The organism is Leclercia adecarboxylata (assembly GCF_006171285.1).
Lineage (GTDB): Bacteria > Pseudomonadota > Gammaproteobacteria > Enterobacterales > Enterobacteriaceae > Enterobacter > Enterobacter barmai.
This window is the reverse complement of sequence record NZ_CP040889.1, coordinates 2,170,167-2,190,744: the sequence shown is the minus strand read 5'-3', so window position 1 is coordinate 2,190,744 and position 20,578 is coordinate 2,170,167. Positions and strand designations below refer to the sequence as shown.

The window sequence follows — 20,578 nt, the reverse complement described above, 5'->3', positions numbered from 1 at the left end:
ATTATAACCGTTACGGCCCCGGTAATACATAAACTCCCGGTACCTGAAGGCGCGATAGGGATTATTCTTGCTTACAAACATTGTCCTTCTGTAGGTCAGGTATTTGTGATAGTTTTCTTTGGCTTTTTATTTCCCACTGAAAAACCGTGGAAATCGCTCACTGCATTGTTAATTAGCCGGTAAGAACCGAAAATCCTTAACCAGCCCAAAATATATGACAAATACTCGTAACATTCTGACAGGTCTGTTAGTCCTTGCTGTACTGGCTTTATGTTTTGTCTGGCCTATTCCCAACGATCAGCTGCCGTTTCACCGCAATGGTTTGATTTATCCCATTGTTGCTGTCGCCCTTGGTCTGTTTTTTAGCAAAAGCACTACCAGACAACGGCTGGATTTAAGCAAAATTAAGTTCGTTCTTATTGTTATATGGGCGTTAACTTTCTTTATTCTGATTAATGGTTTTTTTGTCGCGCCAGACATAAAAGAGATGGTTTCTGCCTGGAGCGGCCAGTGGTTACGTCCGGTATTACTGTTCTGTGCGGGCCTGGTACTATTACCGGCGATCCAAAGGACATACCCTTCCGTGACCGCCGCGCGCTACTTTACGCTGGTGATCCTCTTTTTCTGGGGCGTGGTCTGCGTCCATCTGCTTGATACTCTCTGGCTCTACTGGCGTGACGGCTTTATTCACTGGGGCGAAACGCGGATTGTCTATAACCGCACCCGCATGAGCTTCCAGATCAACATGATCACCGGCTTTATCCTTGCGGAGTTGCTGGCGCGCGGTCTGTTAAAACAACGCTTCCTGCGCCTGAAAACCCCGTTCCTGACGCTGATCCTGTTGAGCAACCTGGTCTGTACCGCGCTGGTGGATACCCGCTGGGGCACCATCGGTCTGGTCGGTAGCCTTTTCTCTACATTTATCCTGCTGAGCCTGCACAGCATGCGCCGCAGCCGGGTTATCGTCACCGGTGGTATTCTGGTTGGCCTTATTGTTGCCTCTGCGCTGCTCGGCTATGCCTCCTGGAAAACTGACCCACGCTGGCAAACCCTTGAAAGTGATGCCATTGCTGGCTGGAATGCTCCTTTCACCAGCTTTTGCTATAACAAAACAGACGGTGCCGTACCGGTAAACAGTCTGGGTGTACCGATGAACCATTCTAATGGCTGTCGGGCCAGCTTCTTCCACCAGGGCTGGATGTTAATTGCCGAACACCCGGCAGGCGTAGGAGCCAAAAAAGAGGCCTTCCGCTATGTGCTGCGCCGGGATACCCAGGATAACCGCATTAACATTCCCCACAGCCACTACGGCCTGATTGAATTCGGTATTCAGAACGGTGTTGTCGGCATCGCGGGCTGGCTGCTCCTGCTGGTGGGCTGCTGGTATATCGGTTGGCGGGAGTTCCGTCGCGGTAAAATGATGGTAGGGATGTTCCTGCTGCTCTTTACCGTCGGCTTCTTCTGCCGAACCATGGTCGACCATAACCTCAAAGATCACTATCTTGAGCAGTATATGTTACTGACCGGCCTGCTGGTTGGCATGTGCGCGCTACGCCCTGCGCCGACTGAAAAGCTAACATCCTGATAATTTATCCGCGCCAGAGGTGTTTAACACTCTGGCGCGGAACGCTTTAGCCTGTCGGCTGTCGAAATGCCGTTGAATGTAATGGTTATACCCTTTTAATTGCTGCGTATTTTTACGGAGAAAGCATGTCTGAAACGCCTCAATTAAGCCTCATCGTTGCCGTTTATAATGGCGAAAAATTCCTGAGCGCTTTTTTTGACAGCATTAAACAGCAGAATTTACCGAGTCTGGAACTGATTATTGTTAATGACGGCTCGACGGATCGCTCAGCTGAAATTATTTCCCGCTATGCCGACGAATTTACCCATTTTCAGGTCATTAACCAGCCTAATGGCGGCGTATCAGCCGCGCGCAATACCGGCCTTGCCGTGGCTACCGGCGAATACGTTGCGTTCCCGGATATTGATGACGTTATTTACCCTGGCATGTATCCGCGCCTGCTGGAGATCGCCTTTGCGGGCCAGCTGGATGTCGCGACCTGCAACGGCACCTATATTTATGACGATGGCCGCCCGTCGAAAAAGATTTTCCCATCCGACAAACTGGCCTCAACCGGCGTACTGGACGGCCCCGAATGGCTGCAGATGGCGCTGGCCTCGCGCAAATTCCTGCATGTCACCTGGCTGAATATTTATCGCCACGCCTTTATCAAAGCCCAGGGTTTTACCTTCGAGCATGGCCTGCGCCATCAGGATATTCCCTGGACTACAGAAGTGCTGCTTACCGCGAAACGCGTTCAGTATATTGACGAAGTCTATTACGACTATCTGATCCACTCTGCATCGGTCTCCCATACGCCTGGCACCGACGACACCCGTATGCGTTCGTCACGTCACTATATGAAGATCCTCGAAATGCTGGACGCCATTAATAAGCGCCACCCGGAACAGGTGAAGCGTGTCCCGGCCTGTCAGTGGCAAATCGCCAAAGAGGGTCTGGGTATTCTGCACAGCATTAACAACATCGAAGACAGCGCGAAAAAACGTGAAATCACCCAGGAACTGTTCGATCGCGGCATCTGGTCGATGATCTGGCAAAACGCGCGTGGTTTGCGTCAGCGCTGGCGCCTGGGGCGTCGTTACTTCCGTCTTAAGAAAATCATCGGCTAACGGATATTATGAGCAAACTTAAATTACACGCAGTCTCCCGCGCTGATTTCATCGCTAAAAACTATGCAGATTTCCAGACGCTGCTGGATAACCGCGTAAACCCGGACACCATTCCGGAGCGTTTTTACTGTGGCGGGCGCGGCGGCTGGACGTTCCAGACCACCCTGGCGCTGAAGCACTATTACGGCGATGACATTGAGTGTTCTTTTGGATCAGAGTGTCGCCCGGATGCCATCAACCTGATGCACAACGATGATTTTGGCTCGCGCGTTAAACCCTGGCGTGGCGTGACCGTCGTGGCCCGTGCTGACCGCCCACCGGTGATTGGCGCTGACGTGGTGGTGGATCAGAACCCGGAAGCCGGCAACCGCAGCAACGGCGTTTTCGTCCCCTACTGGCCGCAGCCGGGGGTGAAACCGCGCGAACGTACCGATGAAACCATTAAAACCGTGGCCTTTTTTGGCCGCGTGGACAGCTTCCCGGAGGCGTTCCGCAGCGAGGCTTTCAAACAGCGTCTGGCTGAGCAAGGCATAGACCTGCGTATCTCCTTCGATAACTGGACCAACTACCAGGACGTCGACGTCTGTATCAGTTTCCGTAAATCACATGACCACAAACTGGCCCGCAAACCTGCCAGCAAGCTGATTAACAACTGGCTCGGCAAAACGGTGATGATCTGCGACGATGAACCGTCCTATCGCGCTATTCGCGAAAGCGAACTCGATTACCTGATCGCCAAAACGCCTGATGAAGCCTTCGATGCCATTATGCGGCTGAAAAACCACCCTGAACTCTATCGTCAGATGCGTGAGCAGGGTGACAAGCGTCTGCAGGTCTACTCCCGCGAAGCGGTCGCCGCGCGCTGGTTCAGCCTGTTTGAAGATATCTGGCGTAAAGGACTGCATAAACGCCCTACCCTGGTTCGTGCACTGCGTTTTGGTTTCGGTAAAGCCATTCGCCCGCTGACTAAGAAGTTTTGAGTTACTTTGAGTCCATTTATGTTTAAAGCATCCTTACGATCGTCATTGACGCCACGCCGCAATATTCTGCGTACTCTGATATTAACCCTGGTATTCCTGGTGCTGTTTTCACTGTGTGAAATCATCATCCTGCTGAAAGACCATGTGTACCAGCCGAAATCCAGCGACATGTCGCTGTACCTGATTATCTCCCTGCTGGCGGCCGTCAGCGCCCGTTACTTCCTGACCCGGCTCCTGCTGGCGGTCACCTTTATCGTGCAGATATCGGAAGCGGTCTATTACCAGTTCTACGGCCAGTTTTATGGCCCGAGCGAAGTGTGGCTGGCCTTTGTCGAAACCAAAGATATCGCCAGCGGCATTACGGACAGTCTGGGATCGCTTGGGATCTACTTTATCATCATGGCCGTCGCGGTGATCTTCGCGCTGGTCTTTACCCGTCGCCTTGCGCCGCAGTGGCATAAGTGGGTGGCTATGCCGTGCCTGCTGGCTATCGTGGTGATGTTTGCCGGTCAGTTCTACAAAGCCATCGACGGGCAGATGTACAAATTCAACCCGGATCTGCGCCACTCCCTGCTGCGTAACGGTTTGTCGGCCATGAGCTACAGCGCCATTCGCCTGATCCCGGAAGCCCTTTCCGGTGAGAACCAGAACATCGCGCACTATGAGCCCTATGAGGTTAAGCCGGTTGAAGGCAGCCAGGTCGGGAAATACTCCATCATCCTGGCGATTGGCGAGAGCCTGAATCCGCACCACGTCAGCGCGCTGGGCTATGAGCGCGACACCACGCCTGAGCTGAACGCGCTGATGCAGCAGTATCAGGGGACCGGCCGTCTGATCGTCTCGAACGCGGTCTCCACACGTGTGGCGATCCCGATGCTGGTCAACAACCTGCGCGAGCCGGACAACTACGCCGCCTATAAGTCGAAGTCGACCAACATCTTCACCAATGCCAAAAAGCAGGGCTACCAGACGGCGTTTATCTCCGCCCAGGGCCTGGAAGGGCTGAGCAACTGGATTGGCATCCACGATATCGACCTGTGGGAAGATACGCAGATCCGCCCGGCGCCGGACGTGGGTGCCGATGTGGTGCTGACCCCTTCCGTTGAGCAGGCGAAGCTGGACTGGAACAAACCCTTCCTGATGGTGCTGAACAGCCGTGCGCCGCACATCCCTTACGAGCGCAATATCCCGCAGGGCTTTGCCAAATTCTCTACCCCACGCCTGAGTGATGACGTGGCGCAGAAGAAGAACGAGTACGATGATGCCGTGCGCCTGTATGACAAAGAGCTGGCGTCGGCGATCCGGACTGCGATGGCAAAATCCAAACTGCCGGTACTGGTCTTTATTACCTCGGATCACGGCGAACGCGTGGGCGATGGCGGTCTGTTCGGTCACTCCATCGTCGAGATGCCCATTGCCCAGGTGCCGTTCCTCTACTTCAGCAACGACCCGGCGTATACGATGAGCGACATTAGCCCGCAGGTCCCGCTCAACCATTACCAGATGGCGACGCTGATCAACAAGATGCTGGGGTATGCGGTCAGTAACCCGAACCAGAAAGACGACAGCTACTACATCACCGGGGGTGATATTCGGGGACTGTCGGAGCGCGTCACCTATCACCTGAACGAGCTGCCGGAAGCGGAACGTTAAGCAGAAATAATTAAACGGGCAGCTAATGCCCGTTTTTTTATCTGTGAACGCACGTAACACAGGCAAATGGCTGAGCAAAAGCGCCAAAGGGATAGCTTTAAACGGCCTAAATGCTTAGAATTTGCCCGCCGAAACTGAAAAAACGGATAATCGCTTGGAATTGTTGTATACCGCTCTGCTCTATATTATTCAGCCACTGGTGTGGCTACGACTGCTACTGCGTAGCCGTAAAGCGCCTGCCTACCGTAAACGCTGGGCTGAACGCTATGGTTATTGCCGCAACAAAGTTGCGCCGGACGGTATCCTGCTCCACTCCGTTTCGGTGGGCGAAACGCTGGCCGCTATTCCGCTGGTCCGCGCCCTGCGCCACCGCTATCCGTCTTTGCCGATCACCGTCACCACCATGACGCCAACCGGTTCCGAACGCGCCATGTCCGCCTTTGGCAAAGACGTGCATCACGTCTATCTGCCGTATGATTTACCCTGCGCCATGAACCGTTTCCTCAACACCGTGCGCCCTAAGCTTGTGATCGTGATGGAAACCGAGCTGTGGCCGAATATGATTTCCGCCCTGCACGCCCGCAAAATTCCGCTGGTGGTAGCCAACGCCCGTCTGTCGGAGCGCTCCGCGAAGGGGTACGGCAAGCTGGGCAACTTTATGCGCCGCCTGCTGAGCAAAATCACCCTGATTGCGGCACAAAATGAAGAAGATGGCGCCCGGTTCCTGTCGCTGGGCCTGAAGCGCAACCAGCTGGCGGTCACCGGCAGCCTGAAGTTTGATATTTCGGTTACGCCGGAGCTGGCAGCCCGTGCAGTGACCCTGCGTCGCCAGTGGGCACCGCGCCGCAAAGTGTGGATCGCCACCAGCACCCACGACGGTGAAGAAGAGATTATCCTGCAGGCGCATCGCCAGCTTCTGGAAACCTTCCCGGATCTGCTGTTAATTCTGGTGCCACGTCATCCTGAGCGATTTAAAGACGCCCGCGAGATGGTGCAAAAGGGCGGGTTCAGCTTCACGATGCGCAGCAGCGGTGAAATCCCGTCCGCCAGCACCCAGGTGGTGATTGGCGATACCATGGGTGAACTGATGCTGCTGTACGGTATTGCCGACCTGGCGTTTGTTGGCGGCAGCCTCGTGGAGCGTGGCGGGCATAACCCGCTGGAGCCCGCAGCCCACGCCATTCCGGTGCTGATGGGGCCGCATACTTTCAACTTCAAAGATATCTGCGCCAAACTGCAGCAGGCTGACGGGCTGATTACGGTCACCGATGCGAACTCTGTCGTGAAGGAAATTTCCACCCTGCTGACCGACGAAGACTATCGTCTGTGGTATGGCCGCCACGCCGTTGAAGTGCTTCATCAGAACCAGGGGGCGCTGACCCGCCTGCTGCAACTTCTGCAGCCTTACCTGCCCGTGCGGAGCCATTGATGCCTGCGCGTCTTTCGGTGGTCATGATCGCCAAAAACGCCGCTGACCTGCTGCCGGACTGCCTTGCCTCCGTGGCATGGGCCGATGAGATTGTCCTGCTTGATTCCGGCAGTACCGACGACACGGTTAACGTCGCCCGCGCCGCCGGTGTACAGGTGCATGTTAATACCGACTGGCAGGGTTATGGCATCCAGCGCCAGCGGGCGCAGCAGTTCGCCACCGGCGATTACGTCCTGATGATCGACACCGACGAGCGCGTCACGCCTGAGCTTCAACAGGCCATCCAGCGCGTACTGGCTGCCCCTCAGCCCGACGCCGTCTACAGCATCGCCCGGCGCAACTACTTCCTCGGCCGCTTTATGCGACACAGCGGCTGGTATCCCGATCGCGTGATGCGCCTTTACCCGCGCACGCGCTATCAGTACAACGATAACCTGGTTCATGAATCGCTGGCCTGCGACGGTTCGACCGTGATTGCCCTCGACGGCGATCTGCTGCATCTCACCTGCCGTGATTTCGCCAGCTTCCAGCGTAAACAGCTTAATTACGCCACGGCGTGGGCCCAGGAGCGTCACCAGCGCGGCAAGAGAACCTCACTGGCAGGAATTTTCAGCCACACCGCAGGGGCGTTTCTGAAGACGCTGGTGCTGCGTGGTGGCGTGCTGGACGGGAAACAGGGCTGGTTACTGGCGGTGGTTAACGCCCAGTATACTTTTAATAAATACACCGAGCTGTGGGCGCTGAGCCGCGGCTACTCAGAGAAAGCGTGAGCCATGAGCACAAAAGCGATTTATCCGGGTACCTTCGATCCCATCACCAACGGCCATATTGATATCGTCACCCGTGCCGCCAGCATGTTTGATACGGTGATCCTGGCGATTGCCGCCAGCCCCAGCAAAAAGCCGCTGTTTGATCTCGATGAGCGCGTTGCGCTGGCAAAAGCCGCAACGGCGCACCTGCCCAATGTGGACGTGGTGGGCTTTAGCGATCTGATGGCGAATTTTGCCCGCGCTCAGCAGGCCAATATCTTAATTCGTGGGCTGCGCGCGGTGGCCGACTTTGAATATGAGATGCAGCTGGCGCACATGAACCGCCACCTGATGCCCGAGCTGGAAAGCGTCTTCCTGATGCCATCCAAAGAGTGGTCGTTTATCTCTTCGTCCCTGGTGAAAGAGGTGGCGCGCCACGAGGGCGATGTCACCCATTTCTTACCGGCCAGCGTGCATCAGGCGCTGATGGATAAGCTGAAATAACTCTTCTTGCCGGGCGGCGCTGCGCTTGCCCGGCCTGCTCATCACTTCTGACACTGACGGCAATAGAACGTGGCGCGCTGGGCGTGCTTCGTTGCCACAATCGGCGTACCGCACACCCGGCACGGCTCATCTTTACGGCCATAGACCTGCAGCTCCTGGGCAAAGTAGCCCGGCTTGCCGTCGCTTTGCAGGAAATCCTTCAGGGTGGTTCCGCCCTGCTCAATTGAGCGCAGCAGCACCGCCTTAATTACCCTGACCAGCAGTTCGCACTCCTGGGCGGAAAGCGATGAGGCTAACCGATCGGGATGGATCCCGGCGGCAAACAGCGATTCGCTGGCGTAGATATTCCCCACGCCGACCACCAGCTTGTTATCCATCAGCCAGGGTTTGATAGGGGTTTTCTTCTTTGCGCACTTCGCCTTCAGGTACTCCGCGTTGAACGCGTCTGAGAGCGGCTCCGGCCCCAGGTGCGCCAGCACGTTATGCCCTTCCAGCTCCTTCGTCCACAGCCAGGCCCCGAAGCGGCGCGGATCGGTATAGCGCAGCACTTTGCCGTTGCTCATCACCAGATCGACGTGGTCGTGCTTTTCAGCAGGCAGTTCTTCGCTGAGGATGCGCAGGCTCCCGGACATCCCCAGGTGAATGATGATCCAGCCGTCGGGCAGCTCCAGCAGCAGGTATTTTGCACGGCGCTGCACGCTAAGGACGGGTTTATCGCTCAGGGCGTGGATCTCATCAGACACCGGCCAGCGCAGACGACCGTTGCGGACAACAGCATGAAGAATGGTCGCACCGACCAGGTGAGGCTCAATGCCACGGCGGCTGGTCTCTACCTCAGGTAATTCAGGCATGGTTCCTCCGTTGGGATGCAGAATGCAAAAAACCCCGCAGATGCGGGGTTTTTCAATACAAGGATTCTAAAATTATTTAATTTTAGCTTCTTTGTACAGTACGTGCTGGCGTACAACTGGATCGAATTTTTTCAGTTCCAGTTTTTCCGGCTTAGTACGTTTGTTCTTCGTGGTGGTGTAGAAGTGACCTGTACCAGCAGAAGAAACCAGCTTGATTTTCTCGCGAATACCTTTAGCCATGATTTATTTCCTCTTTAAGTACTTAGTACTTTTCGCCACGGGCACGCAGTTCGGACAGAACTGTATCGATGCCTTTCTTATCAATAACACGCATACCTTTAGCAGATACACGCAGGGTGACAAAACGCTTCTCGCTCTCAACCCAGAAACGGTGAGAGTGCAGGTTCGGCAGGAAACGGCGTTTAGTCGCGTTCAGTGCGTGGGAACGGTTGTTACCGGTCACCGGACGCTTGCCAGTAACTTGGCAGACTCGGGACATGTCTATTCTCCAAAAATCAAATTAGCTCGAGCTTCGTATGGGGTATCGGCGCCTCGTCAGGCTTTACAGCCCAGTCATCGCGATTCTAAGTGAACCATCGATTGCCAGGCCCAAATGCCAAACCCGAGATTCTCAAAGGTGGCGTAGTATACGCTGACTCGAGGATGTGCTCAAGTCCCGAACAGACAAAGATCCCGATGGATCGCGAGAAATGGCTTAAATCCACCCACGTTCAGCAAACGAAACGTACTCTCCGCGGCCAATGACCAGATGATCAAGAACACGAATGTCCATGAATTGACAGCATTTGATGATGCGTGCGGTCACGTCTCTGTCGGCTTTGCTCGGTTCGGCGCGCCCTGAGGGGTGATTATGCGCGAGGATCACGCCCGCGGCATTCACTTTTATCGCTTCGCGTGCAATTTCCCGTGGATGCACCTCAACATGGCTCAGGGTTCCTGAAAATAAGCGGCTGTGGCTCAGTACCCGATTTTGATTATCGAGGAAGATAACCATAAAGATCTCGCGCTCCTCTTCCGCCAGCTGGCTGCGCACAAACTCCCGGGTCATCTGCGGATCTTTCAGCGGGTTGATGCCTCGTATCCCCGAGCAGTAGTAGCGTTGAGCAAGCTCAGCAATGCCTTTCAGCTGAGCGAATGTCGCCAGACCAATACCCTCTACCCGCCGGAAATCCTTCATCTCTGCGGACAACAAACCATGCAGAGAGCCGAAATGCTGCAAAAGATCTCTGGCAAGGGCAAACACATTTTTACTCCGGGTCCCGGTACGCAGGAACAGCGCCAGCAGCTCTTCGTCCGTCAGCAGCATCGCGCCATCGCGCAGCAGTTTTTCCCGCGGCAACAGCGGGGATAACGTCTCCATACTCTCTCCTCCTCCATGACCAGGCTATGCTGCCACAGACCCCGACGCCTCACGACGACGGATTTCTCGTCTTGCGTAACGCCTCGCAAAGTGGCGGATGGACAACATCACGATGCTTTTCGGATTGTGATAAAATGCCCGCCTCTCAGGTGAACCCAACAGGAAAGAATCATGATGAGCCTGGCCGGTAAAAAAATCGTTCTTGGCGTGAGCGGCGGCATTGCAGCCTACAAAGCGCCAGAACTGGTGCGCCGTTTACGCGAGCGCGGGGCGGACGTGCGGGTGGCAATAACCGAAGGGGGCAAAGCGTTTATTACGCCAATGAGCCTGCAGGCCGTTTCAGGCTACCCGGTCTCGGACAGCCTGCTCGATCCTGCGGCAGAGGCCGCGATGGGCCACATCGAGCTGGGTAAGTGGGCCGATTTAGTCATCCTCGCCCCGGCTACCGCCGATCTCATCGCCCGCGTTGCCGCCGGCATGGCCAACGACCTGGTTTCCACTATCTGCCTGGCCACGCCGGCGCCTGTCGCCGTGGTCCCTGCCATGAACCAGCAGATGTACCGCAACGCCGCAACCCAGCATAACCTGGCGACCCTCGCCTCTCGCGGACTGCTGATTTGGGGGCCGGACAGCGGCAGCCAGGCCTGTGGCGACATCGGCCCGGGCCGCATGCTGGATCCGCTGGCAATTGTGGATCTGGCCGCCAGCCATTTTTCACCTGTCAACGATCTGCAACATCTCAGCATCATGATTACCGCGGGTCCGACGCGTGAACCGCTGGATCCGGTGCGCTATATCACCAACCAGAGCTCCGGCAAGATGGGCTTTGCGATTGCCGCCGCCGCCGCACTGCGCGGGGCAAAGGTCACGCTGGTGAGCGGCCCGGTGTCGCTACCTACACCGCCGGGCGTGCAGCGCATCGACGTTACCACCGCGCTGGAAATGGAAGCCGCAGTGCAGGCCCAGGCGCAACAGCAGCAGATTTTTATTGGCTGTGCCGCCGTGGCGGACTACCGCGCTGCCGCCATAGCGGATGAGAAAATCAAAAAGCAAGGCGATGAAATCACACTGAAAATGGTGAAAAATCCCGATATTGTTGCCGGGGTCGCCGCACTAAAAGATCGTCGCCCTTACGTCGTTGGGTTTGCCGCTGAAACGAATAATGTGGAAGAATATGCCCGGCAAAAACGTACCCGCAAAAACCTCGATTTGATTTGCGCGAACGACGTATCGCTGGCCTCACAAGGATTCAACAGCGACAGCAACGCATTGCACCTTTTCTGGCAGGATGGAGATAAAGTCTTACCGCTTGAGCGCAAGGAACTCCTGGGCCAACAATTACTGGACGAGATCGTTACCCGTTATGATGAAAAAAATCGACGTTAAGATTCTGGACCCGCGTGTTGGTCAGCAATTTCCACTGCCGACCTATGCCACTTCCGGCTCTGCCGGTCTTGACCTGCGTGCCTGCCTCGACGACGCCGTAGAGCTGGCACCGGGCGCCACCACGCTGCTGCCGACCGGCCTTGCGATCCACATTGCCGATGCCTCTCTGGCAGCGGTGATCCTGCCGCGTTCCGGCCTGGGCCATAAGCATGGTATCGTGCTGGGCAACCTGGTGGGACTTATCGATTCTGACTATCAGGGTCAGCTGATGGTTTCCGTCTGGAACCGTGGCCAGGACAGCTTCACCATTCAGCCCGGCGAGCGTGTCGCCCAGATGGTGTTCGTCCCGGTGGTACAGGCTGAATTTAATCTGGTAGAAGATTTCGACGCGACCGATCGCGGCGAAGGCGGCTTTGGCCATTCCGGGCGTAAATAAACCCGGCTATACGCATTCCACAACGCATAACGTAATAACAAACCGCAAACATCCGTTTGCGGTCGTTGTGTGGATGCCAGCCTGACAGGTGCTTATTTTCAGGGGTATTTTGTAACATGGCAGAAAAACAAACAGCGAAAAGGAATCGTCGCGAAGAAATACTTCAATCTCTGGCTCTGATGCTTGAATCCAGCGATGGTAGTCAACGCATCACCACCGCAAAACTGGCCGCCTCAGTGGGCGTGTCAGAAGCGGCGCTTTACCGTCATTTTCCCAGCAAAACGCGGATGTTCGACAGCCTGATCGAGTTTATCGAAGATAGCCTGATCACGCGTATCAACCTGATCCTGAAGGATGAAAAAGACACCACCGCACGGCTGCGTCTGATTGTCCTGCTGATCCTCGGTTTCGGCGAGCGCAATCCGGGTTTAACCCGTATCCTGACCGGCCACGCGCTGATGTTTGAACAGGACAGACTGCAGGGGCGTATCAACCAGCTTTTCGAACGTATTGAAGCGCAGCTGCGCCAGGTATTACGCGAAAAGAAGATGCGCGAAGGCGAAGGTTTCAGCACAGATGAATCGCTGCTTGCGGGACAAGTACTGGCGTTCTGTGAAGGGATGCTCTCTCGCTTTGTGCGCAGCGAATTCAAATATCGTCCAACGGACGATTTCGATGCTCGCTGGCCGTTAGTGGCGGCCCAGCTGCAATAACATTGCAGGCCCGGTAAGCGAAACGCCACCGGGCAATTAACTCAGACGCCGAACTCTTCGCGATACGCACGCACCGCCGTCAGGCTGTCAGCCATCTCCGGCTTCTCCTCCAGATAGGCAATCAGGTCTTTCAGGGTGATGATTGAGGTCACTTTGCAGTTGTAGTCGCGCTCCACTTCCTGGATAGCGGAGATGTCGCCACGTCCGCGCTCCTGGCGGTCCAGCGAGATCAGCACGCCCGCAAGCGTGGCATTGTTGGCCTGAATAATCTCCATGGATTCTCGGATAGCGGTACCGGCGGTGATCACGTCGTCTACCAGCATCACACGGCCCTGCAGCGCGCTACCGACCAGGTTACCGCCTTCACCGTGGGTTTTGGCCTCTTTACGGTTAAAGCAGTACGGCACGTCGCGATCGTGATGCTCCGCCAGCGCCACGGCGGTGGTGGTTGCAATCGGGATGCCCTTATACGCCGGGCCAAACAGCAGATCGAACTCAATTCCGGAATCCACCAGCGCTTCGGCGTAGAAGCGGCCTAACAGTGCCAGATCGCGCCCGGTATTAAACAGCCCGGCGTTAAAGAAATAGGGGCTCTTGCGCCCGGATTTCAGCGTGAATTCGCCAAACTTAAGTACCTGCTTGCTAAGCGCAAACTCAATAAACTGGCGCTGATACGGTTTCATGGATTCGCTCCTCATCTTACTTTTGCTTTTCTACGGACAAAAAAAAGGCGACTCATCAGTCGCCTTTAAAATCAATTTTCTAACGCCGCCTTCTGCGTCGTTACGATAGATTCGATTCCCCCTCGGGCTAGCGCCAGCAGGGAGAGCAGCTCTTCGTGGGTAAACGGCTCACCTTCTGCGGTGCCCTGAACCTCGATGATACGACCGTCTTCGGTCATCACCACGTTCATGTCGGTTTCTGCCGCCGAGTCTTCAACGTACTCCAGATCGCACAGCGCTTCGCCGTTGACGATACCCACAGACACCGCCGCAACCATGCCTTTCATCGGGTTCGCTTTCAGCTTACCGGCTGCAACCAGCTTGTTCAGGGCATCGGCCAGCGCCACACAGGCACCGGTAATAGAGGCAGTTCGGGTGCCGCCGTCCGCCTGGATCACGTCGCAGTCCAGGGTAATGGTAAACTCGCCCAGGGTTTTCAGATCAACCGCGGCGCGCAGGGCACGTGCGATCAGACGCTGGATCTCCATGGTACGGCCACCCTGCTTACCCTTCGCCGCTTCGCGAGCGTTACGGGTGTGGGTGGAACGCGGCAGCATGCCGTATTCGGCAGTGATCCAGCCCTGACCCTGGCCTTTCAGAAAGCGCGGCACGCCCTCTTCGATGGAGGCGGTGCACAGCACTTTGGTATCACCAAATTCAACCAGCACGGAGCCTTCAGCGTGTTTTGTATAGTTACGGGTCAGGGTGACGGGGCGCACCTGATTAGCGCTACGGCCTGATGGACGCATGATGATATCTCCGGCTTGAAACGAATGTGTGGGCGGCATTATACGAATTTCATGGCTAAAAGCCTATGCCAACCCCTGCCGGGCACACACATAATGTCAGTCCAGCGTTTTGCGATAGGATTTCAAGCCTATGGCAATCACACCCACCGCAAGGCCAATCAGCGGCAAAAGATCGGGTAGCAATGCCGCTGCAGAATATCCTTTCAGCATAATGCCCTTAACCAGCCGGATAAAATAGGTCAGCGGTAAACAGGAGCCAATCGCTTTCGCCCAATCCGGCATACTAATAAAGGGGCTGATAAAGCCGGAAAGCATGATTGAAGGGATAAAGTAAAAGGACGACATTTGCAGCGCCTGCAACTGATTTTGCGCCAGGCCAGAAATGCCAATGCCAATGGAAAGGCAAAGAAAAACATAAATCAATAACACCATAAACAGCAGGAAAACGCTGCCGTGAAGAGGGATATCGAACAACAGAACGGCGGCGATCAGTATTAACGTCGCCTGAAAAAGGCCAATGATAACAAAAGGCGTTATTTTCCCAACAATCACTTCCAACCCGGTCAACGGAGAGACCAGCAAATTTTCTAACGCGCCGTTTTCTCGTTCACGCGTAATAGACAAGGCTGTCATGAGAATCAATGTCGTGCTGAGTATCGACCCCATAATACCGGGTATAGTATTAAACTGGGTAATTCCTTCTGGGTTAAACATTCGATGTATAACCAGATCGAAATCATCCTCTTTTTGCGCTACGCGCATGTTTCCCGGCAAATCTTGCCGAAATGCCGATTTTGCAACCTGTACCAGCGCGCTTAGCGCATTCCCCGTTGTCATTGGGTCGATAGCATCGCCCTGAATTAACAGTTGAGGCTTGTCGCCGCGGAGCAGGTTACGTGTAAACCCTTCCGGAATAGTCACGATAAAGGTGACGTCTCCCCGGACAAACGCTTTATGCGCAGCCTCTTCAGACTCAACAGGTATCATCGAAAAGTATCCGGTATTTTGCGCACTCGTCACAAAAACCTGGCTCATGCGTTCGGTATCGTAATTTAATAACGCAGTTGGCAAATTATGGGGATCCATATTTATTGCATAGCCAAGGATAATCAGCTGAAAAATAGGCGTAAGGATCACCATGCCGATACTGACTTTATCACGACGCAATTCGTGAATTTCCTTGATAACCACGCCAATCCAGCGGGTTATGGAGAAGTTTATATTAATTTTTTTCACAGTCACTTTTCATTAAATAGGTAAATGCATCTTCCAGATTGGTATCAACCTGGCAGAACTCATAGCCCTTTTGGGTAAATGCAAAAAGCGTGGCTTTTAACTTCGCCTCATCTGTGGAGGTAATATAAAGCTGATTGCCAAAAATAACGGTTTGTTCAATCTCCGGTAGACGCTGCAACTGGCTTTCAAGTGCCGTCAATCCGGCACCGCTGGTTCTCACGGTAATCAGATTCTGCGCCGCGATAATGGAAGGAATAGTCCCATTCGCCAGTAATCGGCCATAAGACAGATAGGCAACCTTATGGCAGCGCTCAGCCTCATCCATATAGTGCGTGCTGACCAGTATCGATATTCCCCTGTCAGATAGCTGATGCAGCATCTGCCAGAACTCGCGTCGCGCCTTTGGATCCACGCCAGCGGTAGGTTCATCCAGAAACAGCAAAACAGGCTCATGCAGCATGCATGCCGCAAGGGCCATTCTCTGCTTCCAGCCGCCAGAAAGGACCTTCGCCAGTTGATGCTGTCGGGAGGTAAGACCTAACTCTGAAAGTGCGCGTTCAACCCGTGCTTTAGGTTGGTCGAGACTATATAACCGGGCGATAAAAAGTAAGTTTTCCCGAATAGTCAAACTTCCCCACATGGAGAAATACTGGGTCATGTAGCCAATATTTCTTTTGATTTCTTCCCGTTGGGTAAAAATGTCCATATCCAGACAAGAGCCTTCTCCTGAATCTGGGGTGATCAAACCGCACATCATCCGGATAGACGTTGTTTTTCCGCTACCGTTTGGGCCGAGGAAACCATAAATTTCCCCTTTTGCCACCTGAAGAGAAAAATCTTTTACGGCATGATGCTCGCCAAAATGCTTATTGAGGTTTTTTACATCAATACAAAGATTATGCATCCGGAATGATTTCCACATCAAACGGTTGACCGATTTTCATACGCGCAGCCTGTTCCCGGGCAGGAATAGCCTCAGCCATGAAAATGAGTTTCTCGCGGCGTTTCGTGCTGTAAATAACGGGGGGCGTAAATTCGGCTTCAGGATTTATATAATTAATTATGCCAGGGATTGCCTCTGAACAGCCATCACATGAAAGCTTAACTTTCGTTCCGACTTTAAATTTACCGAGCATCGCTTCGGGTATAAAGAAGCGTACCTTGATATTATCGGGCGGTAGCAGGCTGATTATTGGGCTGCCCGCAGAAGGGCGTTCCCCGGCTCGATAAATGGTATCAAAGACCCTGGCATTAACCGGAGAAACAATTGTAGTCTGCTGAACATCCCAAAGAGCCTTATCCCGTTCAAGCCTGACGGCTTCTACCTGCGCAAGCTGTTTATTAATCTCATCCTGACGGGCAGGCAGCTGGCGCGCTTTTAACTGGTTAATTAACTCTTCAACCTGTGCGCCTTTTTGCGTTAATTCATCGCTGATATCTTCCCATTCCGCCCGTGATATGGCTTGTTTGGCATAAAGATCACGATAACGTTCAAGCTGGCGCTTAACCTGTGATTCTGAAGATCGTGATTTTTTAATCTGAGCACGTATTATATCTAACTCTTCAGGCCGTTCTCCCGATGCTAAATTTCGCAATAATGCGTTTTCAGCTGACAGCTTTTCCTCAACCTGCAAGAGAGTATTTTGGGCATCAAATGACTCAATCTTAACCAACTCTTGCCCGCTTGTGACTTCATCTCCTTTGTTTACTAACAACCGTTCAATTCTCGCAGTACCAGAATAAGAGAGGTATACAAATTCTCCATGTGAATATCCAGAGAAAATGTTGTCTGGTTTGCTATCACAGCCTGTTATTACCAGTACCGCTATCAGCGCTAAAAATGTCTTTTTTGGCTTTTGCATCATCACACATCCATATGCCTATAATATTTATACAGTGATGTATAATTTAATCCTTAAAATAATGTTTGAAATAAATTTGATTTAGCTTTTCAATATCGCTAAGGTTCAATCCTGCTATGGAGTTAAAAGAGACGTCTTTTGTAAAACATATGACCGCCGATCCTCCAGGCGAAAACCACTTAGCACACTGCTTGAAAGGCCATGGCAGTTCATAACCTCTTTCTCTCAGGAGATTGTTGAGCATGATCCAGTCATTTTTGAAATCTTTACCGGAGAAATGGTTAGAGAACTGAGGCTCGTCTGCCGTAAACAAATCTACAGGCGTGCAAAATTGATTTGTCGTTGAAAAATATATGTTATAAAAGTTCACGATGAGCTTTTGTATATCTTCTGGAAAAGATCCTGGAATCGTCAAAACACCTAACAAATATTTATAGACAGGATATTTTTTAACAAAATCAAAAATTCCTCGCCATAAATAATCAAGTGCGATACTTTTTTGATAGGGTTTCTGGATAAATCCACGACCAATTTCCACAGATTTTTCTAAGCAGGTGTAGGCCCCTTCGTGATATTCAAACAAGCTATTGCTGTAGAGACCTGTGACTCCCTTACGGGCTAATTGCTCGCCGACGGGTATCACTCGATACGCACCGAGGATTTCTGTGTCAGAGGGGTCCCATAAAATGACATGAAAATAGCTATCATCAAAAATATCGTTATCTTTATCTTTACCAGAACCTGATCCAATATCGCGGTAACAGCGTTCACGTAAGCGCCCTAATTCATCAATAATTGGCGAGTTACCGGCAGTGTTGCGACGATAAATCAGTAACTTTTTACCATCATTAAACTGTCTCAGGATTTCGCACTCATTTATCGCATTGATTAATGCACTTTTGCTTTCGATATGTTCTTGCGGGGAGACAGTATCCAGTAGCGCAGGTCCATTCTTACCGGTGCTCTGGAGATGCATTGAACACGCATTGGCTGCTGCAGAGAGATCTTTGTTATATTTCTCGAAGGACGATAAGCAAATTTGCTGTCCTATTTTAACCTTAATGGTTTTTCCGCGATGGCGTAAAGACTCGCGAATAATCATAAGGTTGGATAACTGTCGCCAGATTGTTGCCATAAAATAATAGGTTTTACTATTCGCACCAGTAATATGAACAGGCACTAGCGCCGCATCATTTCGCATCGCCAACTGTAAAAAACCAGGATTCCATGCATGCTCTTGTAATCCAGAAAGTGACCAACTGGCCAATTTGCCAGCGGGACAAATAATTAATACACCACCATTTTTTAGATGGTCGTTCATCTCTCGGAACTTCTTATGACTCATTTTTCCAGCCATATTTTTAATTCCAATCTTAAGCTCTGATACCTGTGGGAAGATAATAGGTAAAATGTGGTTCGCAACTATTTTTATATCTTTACGGACCCTGGACACAGTATGTATTAAGGACAAACCATCCATAACGGTGGGATGGTTTGAAATAACAACCGCAGCACCATGTCGAGGGATGTTATTGTAATCGCAGATATCCGTTACACAATTTACTTTGAAAAAATCAATAACTGAATTAACCCAGGAGATCCCTTTTTTATTAAAAATTTGATCATCATGAATCAAACGTGAAAACGCTTTATTACAAAATGCTCGTCTGAAAAGCCAATTTTTCCAAAAAGGTAGTTTAGTATCGGGGAAGAATTCCCTGATGACTTTGTTAAAAATAACATCCATCTTAAAATCCTTTTTATAATAACTTTCCTGACAGGGACTATACCCGGTATCCTATCTGCGAGCAATACTACGAAAACTTAAAAAAACCTTATGCAAAATCATACTTATAATTAAATTGATAGTATTCATAAAGGAAATAAAATTAATGCGCGACTTAATTTCACTTGTATGAATAGTTTTGAACAATATATATAAAATGCTTAATGCAAACCCCCATTTCATTTTTCAAGATTATGTTTTGATTGTGAGTAACGAAATATATTTGCAACAAGCATGAATAATAGAATAAAAACATTAACCTGTTATTTAGCATATCAAATATCGCTAAACTTTAAGCAGCTACTTTTAAGCACATTATACCCTTGCGGTAGAAAAGAATTCATATCCAAGTATTTCATCACTATTCCTGTTAAGTCCTCGTTCGCATAGCTATAATCCTCTGCATTCATTATTACGAAAACAGGAACATCTATGATCCGCAGTATGACCGCCTACGCCCGCCGTGAAATCAAGGGTAGCTGGGGCAGCGCTACCTGGGAAATGCGCTCGGTAAACCAACGCTATCTTGAAACCTATTTCCGTATGCCAGAGCAGTTCCGCAGCCTTGAGCCGGTGGTGCGTGAGCGTATTCGCGCTCGCCTGACCCGCGGAAAGATTGAATGCAATCTGCGTTTTGAGCCCGATGCGAGCGCACAAGGGGAACTGATCCTCAACGAGAAGCTGGCTAAACAGCTGGTGAATGCGGCTAACTGGGTCAAAATGCAGAGCGACGAAGGCGAAATCAACCCGGTGGATATTCTGCGCTGGCCTGGCGTGATGGCCGCAGGCGAACAGGATCTGGATGCAATTACCGCCGAGATCCTTAGCGCGCTGGACAGCACGCTGGACGATTTCATCCTCGCCCGTGAAACCGAAGGTCAGGCGTTGAAAACGCTCATCGAGCAGCGTCTGGAAGGCGTTAGCGGCGAAGTGGCGAAAGTCCGCGCCCACATGCCGGAGATCCTCCAGTGGCAGCGCGAGCGTCTGGTTGCCAAGCTGGAAGATGCCGAAGTCCAGTTGGAGAACAACCGCCTCGAGCAGGAGCTGGTGTTGATGGCTCAGCGTATCGATGTTGCGGAAGAGCTCGACCGTCTGGAAGCGCACGTCAAAGAGACCTACAACATTCTGAAGAAGAAAGAGGCCGTCGGTCGTCGTCTCGACTTTATGATGCAGGAGTTCAACCGTGAGTCGAACACCCTGGCGTCTAAGTCAATCAATGCCGAAGTAACCAACTCTGCGATTGAACTGAAAGTGCTGATTGAACAAATGCGCGAGCAGATCCAGAACATCGAATAAACCGTAACGTGCGTTATTGTTTTATTAATGGTCCCGCTAAGGGACCATTGTCAATTACTGGCTTGAGTATGTCCTGAATCCCACCTGCGCATCAGAACATAAGAACTCTTTTACTGTTTTTGTTAGAATGCATCCCGCATTCACTATTCTG

Annotated in this window: 21 protein-coding genes; 11 read left to right on the top strand and 10 right to left on the bottom strand. The window is 52.2% G+C overall.

What is annotated here, in order from left to right:
* The first annotated feature begins 214 nt into the window (after positions 1-214).
* The 7 genes from FHN83_RS12290 (at position 215) to coaD (ending at position 8,009) form a co-directional block, all read left to right on the top strand.
* Entirely contained in the window at positions 215-1,585 is a 1,371-nt protein-coding gene (locus FHN83_RS12290; protein WP_139563929.1) for an O-antigen ligase family protein, read from the top strand.
* 125 nt (positions 1,586-1,710) lie between these two features.
* Positions 1,711-2,694, top strand: a complete 984-nt coding sequence (locus FHN83_RS12285) for a glycosyltransferase (RefSeq protein WP_139563928.1) — start codon at positions 1,711-1,713, stop codon at positions 2,692-2,694.
* Positions 2,695-2,702: 8 nt separating this feature from the next.
* Positions 2,703-3,674: a glycosyltransferase gene (locus FHN83_RS12280; protein ID WP_039030161.1), complete on the top strand. Its 972-nt coding sequence runs from the start codon at positions 2,703-2,705 to the stop codon at positions 3,672-3,674.
* A gap of 18 nt (positions 3,675-3,692) precedes the next feature.
* Positions 3,693-5,327, top strand: a complete 1,635-nt coding sequence (locus FHN83_RS12275; RefSeq protein WP_138370822.1) for a sulfatase-like hydrolase/transferase — start codon at positions 3,693-3,695, stop codon at positions 5,325-5,327.
* Between the two features lie 154 nt (positions 5,328-5,481).
* Positions 5,482-6,756: a lipid IV(A) 3-deoxy-D-manno-octulosonic acid transferase gene (waaA, locus tag FHN83_RS12270; protein ID WP_039030212.1), complete on the top strand. Its 1,275-nt coding sequence runs from the start codon at positions 5,482-5,484 to the stop codon at positions 6,754-6,756.
* Complete coding sequence (locus tag FHN83_RS12265) at positions 6,756-7,526, top strand: glycosyltransferase family 2 protein (protein WP_139563927.1); 771 nt, start codon at positions 6,756-6,758, stop codon at positions 7,524-7,526. Before waaA ends, FHN83_RS12265 begins: the two co-directional genes overlap by 1 nt.
* 3 nt (positions 7,527-7,529) lie before the next feature.
* Positions 7,530-8,009, top strand: coding sequence for a pantetheine-phosphate adenylyltransferase (coaD, locus tag FHN83_RS12260; RefSeq protein ID WP_139563926.1), 480 nt, complete (start codon positions 7,530-7,532; stop codon positions 8,007-8,009).
* A gap of 41 nt (positions 8,010-8,050) precedes the next feature.
* Here coaD and mutM read toward each other — a convergent pair whose 3' ends face one another.
* The 4 genes from mutM to radC form a co-directional block, all read right to left on the bottom strand.
* Positions 8,051-8,860, bottom strand: coding sequence for a bifunctional DNA-formamidopyrimidine glycosylase/DNA-(apurinic or apyrimidinic site) lyase (gene mutM, locus FHN83_RS12255; RefSeq protein ID WP_138370819.1), 810 nt, complete (start codon positions 8,858-8,860; stop codon positions 8,051-8,053).
* Between the two features lie 72 nt (positions 8,861-8,932).
* Complete coding sequence (gene rpmG / locus FHN83_RS12250) at positions 8,933-9,100, bottom strand: 50S ribosomal protein L33 (RefSeq protein WP_003024094.1); 168 nt, start codon at positions 9,098-9,100, stop codon at positions 8,933-8,935.
* 22 nt (positions 9,101-9,122) lie between these two features.
* Positions 9,123-9,359, bottom strand: coding sequence for a 50S ribosomal protein L28 (gene rpmB / locus FHN83_RS12245; RefSeq protein ID WP_002436699.1), 237 nt, complete (start codon positions 9,357-9,359; stop codon positions 9,123-9,125).
* Between the two features lie 216 nt (positions 9,360-9,575).
* Positions 9,576-10,241, bottom strand: a complete 666-nt coding sequence (gene radC / locus FHN83_RS12240) for a RadC family protein (RefSeq protein WP_039030166.1) — start codon at positions 10,239-10,241, stop codon at positions 9,576-9,578.
* A gap of 174 nt (positions 10,242-10,415) precedes the next feature.
* Here radC and coaBC point away from each other — a divergent pair, with 174 nt between their 5' ends.
* The 3 genes from coaBC to slmA all read left to right on the top strand — a co-directional run bounded on the left by coaBC (position 10,416) and on the right by slmA (position 12,776).
* Positions 10,416-11,627: a bifunctional phosphopantothenoylcysteine decarboxylase/phosphopantothenate--cysteine ligase CoaBC gene (gene coaBC / locus FHN83_RS12235; RefSeq protein WP_139565435.1), complete on the top strand. Its 1,212-nt coding sequence runs from the start codon at positions 10,416-10,418 to the stop codon at positions 11,625-11,627.
* Positions 11,605-12,063, top strand: a complete 459-nt coding sequence (gene dut, locus FHN83_RS12230; RefSeq protein WP_139563925.1) for a dUTP diphosphatase — start codon at positions 11,605-11,607, stop codon at positions 12,061-12,063. The genes coaBC and dut overlap by 23 nt, the downstream gene beginning before the upstream one ends.
* 116 nt (positions 12,064-12,179) lie before the next feature.
* Positions 12,180-12,776: a nucleoid occlusion factor SlmA gene (slmA, locus tag FHN83_RS12225; protein ID WP_039030169.1), complete on the top strand. Its 597-nt coding sequence runs from the start codon at positions 12,180-12,182 to the stop codon at positions 12,774-12,776.
* Positions 12,777-12,817: 41 nt separating this feature from the next.
* Here the strand turns inward: slmA and pyrE are convergent, their stop codons facing one another.
* The 6 genes from pyrE to FHN83_RS12195 all read right to left on the bottom strand — a co-directional run bounded on the left by pyrE (position 12,818) and on the right by FHN83_RS12195 (position 19,092).
* Entirely contained in the window at positions 12,818-13,459 is a 642-nt protein-coding gene (gene pyrE / locus FHN83_RS12220; protein ID WP_138370817.1) for an orotate phosphoribosyltransferase, read from the bottom strand.
* Positions 13,460-13,530: 71 nt separating this feature from the next.
* Complete coding sequence (gene rph / locus FHN83_RS12215) at positions 13,531-14,247, bottom strand: ribonuclease PH (protein ID WP_039030171.1); 717 nt, start codon at positions 14,245-14,247, stop codon at positions 13,531-13,533.
* Between the two features lie 96 nt (positions 14,248-14,343).
* Positions 14,344-15,483 (bottom strand): ABC transporter permease, encoded by a 1,140-nt coding sequence (locus FHN83_RS12210; protein WP_138370816.1) that lies wholly within the window; start codon positions 15,481-15,483, stop codon positions 14,344-14,346.
* Positions 15,470-16,387 carry an ABC transporter ATP-binding protein gene (locus FHN83_RS12205; protein ID WP_138370815.1) on the bottom strand — a complete coding sequence of 306 codons (918 nt, stop codon included), beginning with the start codon at positions 16,385-16,387 and terminating at the stop codon, positions 15,470-15,472. The genes FHN83_RS12210 and FHN83_RS12205 overlap by 14 nt, the downstream gene beginning before the upstream one ends.
* Positions 16,380-17,345 (bottom strand): HlyD family secretion protein, encoded by a 966-nt coding sequence (locus FHN83_RS12200; protein ID WP_138370867.1) that lies wholly within the window; start codon positions 17,343-17,345, stop codon positions 16,380-16,382. The genes FHN83_RS12205 and FHN83_RS12200 overlap by 8 nt, the downstream gene beginning before the upstream one ends.
* Before the next feature lie 46 nt (positions 17,346-17,391).
* Complete coding sequence (locus FHN83_RS12195) at positions 17,392-19,092, bottom strand: lysophospholipid acyltransferase family protein (protein WP_139563924.1); 1,701 nt, start codon at positions 19,090-19,092, stop codon at positions 17,392-17,394.
* Between the two features lie 471 nt (positions 19,093-19,563).
* On the opposite strand from FHN83_RS12195, the gene FHN83_RS12190 reads away from it, so the two are divergent.
* Positions 19,564-20,427, top strand: coding sequence for a YicC/YloC family endoribonuclease (locus FHN83_RS12190; RefSeq protein WP_139563923.1), 864 nt, complete (start codon positions 19,564-19,566; stop codon positions 20,425-20,427).
* Positions 20,428-20,578 lie beyond the last annotated feature (151 nt).

What these genes read in the sequence shown, in the direction of transcription:
- FHN83_RS12290 (WP_139563929.1), top strand. Translation starts at nt 215, where the DNA reads ATGACAAATACTCGTAACATTCTGACAGGTCTGTTAGTCCTTGCTGTA.
- FHN83_RS12285 (WP_139563928.1), top strand. Translation starts at nt 1,711, where the DNA reads ATGTCTGAAACGCCTCAATTAAGCCTCATCGTTGCCGTTTATAATGGC.
- FHN83_RS12280 (WP_039030161.1), top strand. Translation starts at nt 2,703, where the DNA reads ATGAGCAAACTTAAATTACACGCAGTCTCCCGCGCTGATTTCATCGCT.
- FHN83_RS12275 (WP_138370822.1), top strand. Translation starts at nt 3,693, where the DNA reads ATGTTTAAAGCATCCTTACGATCGTCATTGACGCCACGCCGCAATATT.
- FHN83_RS12265 (WP_139563927.1), top strand. Translation starts at nt 6,756, where the DNA reads ATGCCTGCGCGTCTTTCGGTGGTCATGATCGCCAAAAACGCCGCTGAC.
- coaD (WP_139563926.1), top strand. Translation starts at nt 7,530, where the DNA reads ATGAGCACAAAAGCGATTTATCCGGGTACCTTCGATCCCATCACCAAC.
- mutM (WP_138370819.1), bottom strand. Translation starts at nt 8,860, where the DNA reads ATGCCTGAATTACCTGAGGTAGAGACCAGCCGCCGTGGCATTGAGCCT.
- rpmG (WP_003024094.1), bottom strand. Translation starts at nt 9,100, where the DNA reads ATGGCTAAAGGTATTCGCGAGAAAATCAAGCTGGTTTCTTCTGCTGGT.
- rpmB (WP_002436699.1), bottom strand. Translation starts at nt 9,359, where the DNA reads ATGTCCCGAGTCTGCCAAGTTACTGGCAAGCGTCCGGTGACCGGTAAC.
- radC (WP_039030166.1), bottom strand. Translation starts at nt 10,241, where the DNA reads ATGGAGACGTTATCCCCGCTGTTGCCGCGGGAAAAACTGCTGCGCGAT.
- coaBC (WP_139565435.1), top strand. Translation starts at nt 10,416, where the DNA reads ATGAGCCTGGCCGGTAAAAAAATCGTTCTTGGCGTGAGCGGCGGCATT.
- dut (WP_139563925.1), top strand. Translation starts at nt 11,605, where the DNA reads ATGATGAAAAAAATCGACGTTAAGATTCTGGACCCGCGTGTTGGTCAG.
- slmA (WP_039030169.1), top strand. Translation starts at nt 12,180, where the DNA reads ATGGCAGAAAAACAAACAGCGAAAAGGAATCGTCGCGAAGAAATACTT.
- pyrE (WP_138370817.1), bottom strand. Translation starts at nt 13,459, where the DNA reads ATGAAACCGTATCAGCGCCAGTTTATTGAGTTTGCGCTTAGCAAGCAG.
- rph (WP_039030171.1), bottom strand. Translation starts at nt 14,247, where the DNA reads ATGCGTCCATCAGGCCGTAGCGCTAATCAGGTGCGCCCCGTCACCCTG.
- FHN83_RS12205 (WP_138370815.1), bottom strand. Translation starts at nt 16,387, where the DNA reads ATGCATAATCTTTGTATTGATGTAAAAAACCTCAATAAGCATTTTGGC.
- FHN83_RS12200 (WP_138370867.1), bottom strand. Translation starts at nt 17,345, where the DNA reads ATGCAAAAGCCAAAAAAGACATTTTTAGCGCTGATAGCGGTACTGGTA.
- FHN83_RS12195 (WP_139563924.1), bottom strand. Translation starts at nt 19,092, where the DNA reads ATGGATGTTATTTTTAACAAAGTCATCAGGGAATTCTTCCCCGATACT.
- FHN83_RS12190 (WP_139563923.1), top strand. Translation starts at nt 19,564, where the DNA reads ATGATCCGCAGTATGACCGCCTACGCCCGCCGTGAAATCAAGGGTAGC.